At 74.2% G+C, this 5,576-nt stretch carries 9 protein-coding genes; 5 read left to right on the top strand and 4 right to left on the bottom strand.

The genetic code is table 11. The annotated features are described in order from the left end of the window. Positions 1 to 1,145 (top strand): serine hydrolase domain-containing protein (locus tag ACFW1I_RS27250; RefSeq protein WP_384674783.1); only part of this gene is annotated, 1,145 nt, incomplete at its 5' end. Positions 1,146 to 1,364: 219 nt separating this feature from the next. Here ACFW1I_RS27250 and ACFW1I_RS27245 read toward each other — a convergent pair. From ACFW1I_RS27245 to rpmB, 4 genes are all read right to left on the bottom strand, one after another. Continuing rightward, positions 1,365 to 2,537: a GTP-binding protein gene (locus ACFW1I_RS27245; RefSeq protein ID WP_384674781.1), complete on the bottom strand. Its 1,173-nt coding sequence runs from the start codon at positions 2,535 to 2,537 to the stop codon at positions 1,365 to 1,367. Next, on the bottom strand, positions 2,534 to 2,704 hold the full coding sequence (rpmF, locus tag ACFW1I_RS27240) for a 50S ribosomal protein L32 (protein ID WP_384674779.1): 171 nt from the start codon (positions 2,702 to 2,704) through the stop codon (positions 2,534 to 2,536). Before rpmF ends, ACFW1I_RS27245 begins: the two co-directional genes overlap by 4 nt. A gap of 160 nt (positions 2,705 to 2,864) precedes the next feature. Beyond that, positions 2,865 to 3,170, bottom strand: coding sequence for a 30S ribosomal protein S14 (rpsN, locus tag ACFW1I_RS27235; RefSeq protein WP_384674777.1), 306 nt, complete (start codon positions 3,168 to 3,170; stop codon positions 2,865 to 2,867). Then, positions 3,170 to 3,406 carry a 50S ribosomal protein L28 gene (rpmB, locus tag ACFW1I_RS27230; protein ID WP_282697264.1) on the bottom strand — a complete coding sequence of 79 codons (237 nt, stop codon included), beginning with the start codon at positions 3,404 to 3,406 and terminating at the stop codon, positions 3,170 to 3,172. Before rpmB ends, rpsN begins: the two co-directional genes overlap by 1 nt. A 67-nt stretch (positions 3,407 to 3,473) precedes the next feature. On the opposite strand from rpmB, the gene rpmG reads away from it, so the two are divergent. The 4 genes from rpmG to rpsR all read left to right on the top strand — a co-directional run bounded on the left by rpmG (position 3,474) and on the right by rpsR (position 5,418). Next, positions 3,474 to 3,638, top strand: a complete 165-nt coding sequence (gene rpmG, locus ACFW1I_RS27225) for a 50S ribosomal protein L33 (protein WP_031013560.1) — start codon at positions 3,474 to 3,476, stop codon at positions 3,636 to 3,638. A 70-nt stretch (positions 3,639 to 3,708) separates the two neighbouring features. After that, complete coding sequence (locus tag ACFW1I_RS27220; protein ID WP_114055300.1) at positions 3,709 to 3,954, top strand: type B 50S ribosomal protein L31; 246 nt, start codon at positions 3,709 to 3,711, stop codon at positions 3,952 to 3,954. Further along, complete coding sequence (locus ACFW1I_RS27215) at positions 3,954 to 5,111, top strand: CobW family GTP-binding protein (RefSeq protein ID WP_384674773.1); 1,158 nt, start codon at positions 3,954 to 3,956, stop codon at positions 5,109 to 5,111. The genes ACFW1I_RS27220 and ACFW1I_RS27215 overlap by 1 nt, the downstream gene beginning before the upstream one ends. A gap of 70 nt (positions 5,112 to 5,181) precedes the next feature. Next, positions 5,182 to 5,418 carry a 30S ribosomal protein S18 gene (gene rpsR, locus ACFW1I_RS27210; RefSeq protein WP_384674770.1) on the top strand — a complete coding sequence of 79 codons (237 nt, stop codon included), beginning with the start codon at positions 5,182 to 5,184 and terminating at the stop codon, positions 5,416 to 5,418. Positions 5,419 to 5,576: the final 158 nt, after the last annotated feature.

The following is a 5,576-nucleotide window of genomic DNA, read 5'->3' as shown; positions in this document are numbered from 1 at the left end:
CCCGCCCGCGCGCGCCCCCCCCCCCCCCGCCCCGCCCCCCCCCCGCGACCGGCGCCTCGGACCAGGAGCTGCGGCGCGCCCTCGCCGACCTCGTCGCCGCCCCCGGCGGACCGCCCGGCGCGATCGCCGTCCTCACCCGGGACGGCGTCCGGCAGGTCTACCGGGCCGGTACGGCCGAGGTCGGCACGGCCAGACCGCCCCGCCCGCACGACCACATGCGGATCGCGAGCGTCGCCAAGGCGTTCAGCGGGGCCGTCGCCCTGAGCCTCGTGGACCGCAAGGCGCTCCGGCTGGACGACACCCTGGGGCTGCGCCTGCCGCACCTCCCGACGGCGTGGCACGCCGTGACGCTGCGCCAACTCCTCCAGCACACCAGCGGCCTGCCCGACTTCAGCAAGACCGAGGGCTTCCAGGCCATCGTCCGCGCCGACCCCCGGCACCACTTCGACTCCCGGCGCCTGCTGGAGTTCGCCGCCGACCAGGGACTCGCCTTCTCGCCCGGCAGCCGCTACGCGTACTCCAACTCGGACAACATCGCCGTCGCCCTGATGGCCGAGCAGGCCACCGGACGGCGGTACGAGGACCTCCTGAAGGAGCTCGTCCACCGCCCGCTCGATCTGCGCGACACCAGCCTCCCCTCCGGGTACCGGCTGCCCCGCCCCTTCCTCCACGGCTACGCCACGGCCCCCGGGGAGGCACCCGAGGACGTCAGCGAGGCGGTCAGCGCCTCCGGCGCCTGGGCCTCGGGCGGCATCGTCTCCACCCCCGCCGACCTGGGCGCCTTCTTCGGCGGCTACGCGGGCCCGGCCCTCCTCTCCCCGAAGACCCGGTACGCCCAGACCCGCTTCGTCCCCGGCGACTCCCAGCCGGCCGGGCCGGGCACGAACGCGGCCGGCCTGGGCCTCTTCCGCTACACCACCCGCTGCGGCACCGTCCTCGGCCACACCGGGAACACCCCGGGCTACACCCAGTTCGCCGCCGCCACCAGCGACGGCCGCCGTACCGTGACCGTCTCCGTCACCAGCCAGGTCCCCCTCGACCCCGCCCTCCTCGCCCGCCTCCGCGCGACCGAGGAACGCTTCGTCTGCGCCCTCCTGAAGGACGGCGGCGGCGACCACGGCGGCTACGGCGACGACGCGGCCTGACCACGCGAACGGCGCCGGACCCCTCGGCGCCGGCGGGCTTCGCGGCCGTCCTCGGTGACGATGCCGGGCCGGCGCTCTCCGCCGCGAAGGAACCTCGTCCGCACCCGCTCCTGAGCGGAGAAACGGGCCGGGCCGGACGGTGCCGTGGCTGCGACCACCGTCCGGCCCGGAGTGTGTGGGGCGGGGTGTGTTACGGGGTGTGTTGCGGGGGGGGGGGCTTCAGGCCGCGTGCTCGTGCTCGCAGGCGTCCTCGATGCCGTACGTCTCCCAGGCGGGGAACTCGTCGTCGGCGGGGGCGGGTTCGCCCGGTGACAGCAGGCAGGCGTCCAGGGCCGCCCGGAGGGCGTCGGCGCGCAGCCCGGTGCCGATGAAGACCAGTTCCTGCCCCTGGGCGGTGTCGGGGCCGCGGGCGCCCGACGGTTCGAACCGGGCCACGGCGCCGGCCTGGGACCACAGACCGGTCACCCGGGGGCGGCTGGCGAGCCAGAAGAACCCCTTGGGCCGCAGGATCCTTCCGTACGCACCGCTGTCGAGCCCCTCGGTGACGAAGGTCCACAGCCGTCCGGGATGGAAGGCGCGGGCGGAGCGGTAGACCAGCGAGGAGATGCCGTACTCCTCGGTCTCCGGCACGTGGTCGCCGTTGAGCTCCTTCACCCAGCCGGGGGCCTGCTGCGCCGTCTCGACGTCGAACAGGCCGGTGCCCAGGACCAGTTCGAGGGGGACCCGGCCGCGAACGGCCGGGACGATCCGCGCCTGGGGGTTGAGCCGGGTCAGTGCGGCGCGGAGCCGGCGCGCCTCCTCCGGGCCCACCAGGTCGAGCTTGTTGAGCACGATGACGTCCGCGAACTCCACCTGGTCCACCAGGAGATCGCTGACCGTCCGTTCGTCGTCCTCGTACGGGGCGATGCCGCGCGCGGCGAGTTCGGCGCCGTCGTCGAGCTCCGGCAGGAAGCCCGCGGCGTCCACCACGGTCACCATCGTGTCCAGGCGGGCGAGGTCGCCGAGGGTGGCCCCGTCGTCCCGGGGGAACGAGAACGTCGCGGCGACCGGCAGGGGTTCGGAGATCCCGCTGGACTCGACGAGCAGGTAGTCGAACCGGCCCTCGCGGGCGAGCCGGTCGACCTCCTCCAGGAGGTCGTCCCGCAGGGTGCAGCAGATGCACCCGTTGGTCAGCTCGACCAGGCGCTCCTCCGTACGGGACAGCGAAGCCCCACCGCCGCGCACGAGCGCGGCGTCGATGTTGACCTCGCTCATGTCGTTGACGATGACCGCGACGCGCAGTCCCTCGCGGTTGGCCAGGACGTGGTTGAGCAGGGTGGTCTTGCCCGCGCCCAGGAATCCGGAGAGGACGGTCACGGGAAGGGGGTCGTGCGCGTTCACGGGCTCTCTCATCCCTCCGGGCGGATGAGGCCGCGCTCGTACGCCCTCACCAGCCGCTGCGGGACCTGGTGCACGACGCCGTCGACGGTGACCGGGACCAGCTGCGGCGTGCTCGCCTTCCACTGGGCGCGGCGGTGGCGGGTGTTGCTGCGGGACATCTTCCGCTTGGGGACGGCCATGGGGACTCCTCGGTCCGGGGGTTGACTCGGGGAGCCTATATGAAAACGAATGTCATGAGCAATTTGGCTCCCCTCCGGCCCGGAACCCCGGACGGGCCGCGCGTCAGGCGCCCGGGCAAGGCCCGGCTCGCATCCGCGCGGCCCGTCGGGTCGGCCGGCGCTACCAGGAGGACTTGGTCACTCCCGGCAGGAACCCGGCGTGGGCCTGCTCGCGCGTCCGCACCCGCGAGAGTCCGAACGTCCGCAGATAGCCGCGGGGGCGGCCGTCCACGCTGTCACGGTTGCGGACGCGGGTGGCACTGGCGTCGCGCGGCTGCCGGCGCAGCTCCGCCAGGGCGACCTCGCGCTCGGCCGGCGTGGACGACGGGCGGCGGATGACCTCCTTCAGCTCGGCACGCCGAGCGGCGTGCCGCTCGACGACCCGCTTGCGCTGCTCGTTGCGCGCGATCTTGCTCTTCTTCGCCATCAGACCTTCCCTCCGCGCGCGCGGATCCGGGCCACCGCGGCCTCGATGCCGATCGTGTCGACCGTCTTGATCGCCCGGGCGCTCAGCGTCAGTCGCACATGGCGTCCCTCGCTGGGCAGCCAGTAGCGCTTGCGCTGGATGTTGGGGTCGAAGCGGCGTGAGGTGCGCCGGTGGGAGTGGGAGATGTTGTTGCCGAATCCCGGCTTGGCGCCGGTCAGTTGGCAGTGTGCGGACATGGGGGTGACGACCTTTCTCACTCGGGAATGGTGTTGGAAATGGAAATCATTGTCATATACTAGCGGCATGGCACGCAACGAGATCCGCCCGATCATCAAGCTCCGCTCCACGGCGGGCACCGGCTTCACCTACGTGACGCGCAAGAACCGCCGCAACGACCCCGACCGGATGGTGCTCCGCAAGTACGACCCCGTCGCCCGGCGCCACGTGGACTTCCGCGAAGAGCGCTGACCCCCGCACACCCGCACACGACTCCCGACACCCACCACCCCCGACCTCACCGCCCCCGAAAGGCCCTGCCATGAAGCCCGGAATCCACCCCGCCTACGAGCCCGTCGTCTTCCGCGACTCCGCCTCCGGCACCGCGTTCCTCACCCGGTCCACGATGACCAGCGACAAGACGATCGAGTGGGAGGACGGCCGGACGTACCCCGTGGTCGACGTGGAGATCTCCTCCGCGAGCCACCCCTTCTACACGGGCACGGCGCGGGTGCTCGACACCGCCGGCCGCGTCGAGAAGTTCCAGCGCCGGTACGGTGCCCGCTGATGGGTCACGCGTACACCCGGCAGCTCCCCGTCGTGATCGTCGCCGGCCTGCACTCCGAGGCGAGGACCGAGGTCGTCGACCGACTCCTGCGGGCCGTCCCCGGCAGCGTCGCGCTCCACCACGACCTGTCGGGCGCGGCCGCCGGCAGCGTCGTCCGCACGATCCGCGACGCCACCGGCCCCGTCTCGCGCGGGGAGACGCCACTGGTCAACGACTGCGCCTGCTGCGCCCTGCGCGTGGATCTCGTCCCCGAACTGGAGCGGCTGGCCGACGGCGGCCTCACCCGCCTCGCCGTGGTCGAACTGTGGGACTCGGTCGAACCCAAGGCCATGGCCGAGGTGATCGCCGCCCCCGGCGGCGACCGGCTCGGCCTGACGAACGTGATCACCGCCGTCGACCCCGCACTCGTCCTGCCCTGCCTCGCCAACGGCGACGACCTCGCGGAGGCGGGCCTCGCCGCGGCCGCCACCGACCAGCGGACCGTCGGCGACACCTGGGCCCGGCAGCTGGAATACGCGCCCGTCCTCGCCGTCGTCGACAGCGACGCGGCCGACGACGAGGACCACGCCCTCCTCGCCCAGCTGCACCCCACCGCCCGCCGCGTACCGGCCGGTTCCGCCGAACTCGCCCGGGTCGCCCTCGCCGGCTTCGACGTGGAGGCGGCCGCCGCCGCCCAGCACCCGGCGTGCGCCCTGCTGCCCCAGGAGGCCGACGAATCGGGTGTCGCCACCTTCGTCTGGCACCGCAGGCGCCCGTTCCACCCCGAACGCCTCTACCAGGCGCTGGAGGACCTGTGCTGCGCCGCCGCCCGCAGCCGCGGCCGGTTCTGGCTCGCCGACCGCCCCGACACCCTGCTCGCCTGGGACGCGGCCGGCGGAGCGCTCTGCGTGGAGAACGCAGGCCCCTGGCTGGCGTCGCTGCCCGACGCGGCCTGGGAGATGGTCCCGCCCATGCGGCGGGCGGCGGCCGCGCTGGACTGGCACCCCGAGCACGGCGACTGCTGCCAGCACCTCGTCTTCACCTCGCCCGGCCTCGACCGCGACGGCCTGGAACGCCTCCTCGACTCCTGCCTCCTGACGGACGCGGAGTACGCCTCCGGGCGCGAGGCGTGGAAGGAGCTCCCCGCCGCCTTCGACACCCTCCTCGACGCGGCCTGACCCCCACCCGTACGCCCCCGTGCCCCGCCCGCCCCGGCGGTCACGGGACCCTGCCCCAAGGAGACCCCCCATGGCCCGACGCCACGAACCCCGCAAGCCCGCCGCGCGCCGCCCCAACCCGCTCGACGCGGCCGGGATCACGTACATCGACTACAAGGACACCGACCTGCTGCGGAAGTTCATCTCCGACCGCGGCAAGATCCGCAGCCGCCGCGTCACCCGGGTGACCGCCCAGCAGCAGCGCGCGCTGGCCACCGCCGTCAAGAACGCCCGTGAGATGGCCCTCCTGCCGTACAGCGGACGCTGACCTCACCCGCCCCCGACCCCGACCCGCCTCCGACCCCGACCCCTTCCCCGGGGGCCCGGGGGGGCGGGCCCCCCCCCCCCCCCGGGCCGCCCCCGGGCGGGGGCGCGCGCGCGCGGGCCCCGGCGTGGGGGGGGTGGGGGGGCGGCCGCGCGGCGTGG

Origin of the sequence: Streptomyces sp. NPDC058955 (genome assembly GCF_042741435.1) — a bacterium.
In the GTDB taxonomy this organism is placed as follows: Bacteria; Actinomycetota; Actinomycetes; order Streptomycetales; family Streptomycetaceae; genus Streptomyces.
The sequence above is the reverse complement of the archived record's forward strand: the minus strand, read 5'-3'. Positions and strand labels throughout refer to the sequence as shown.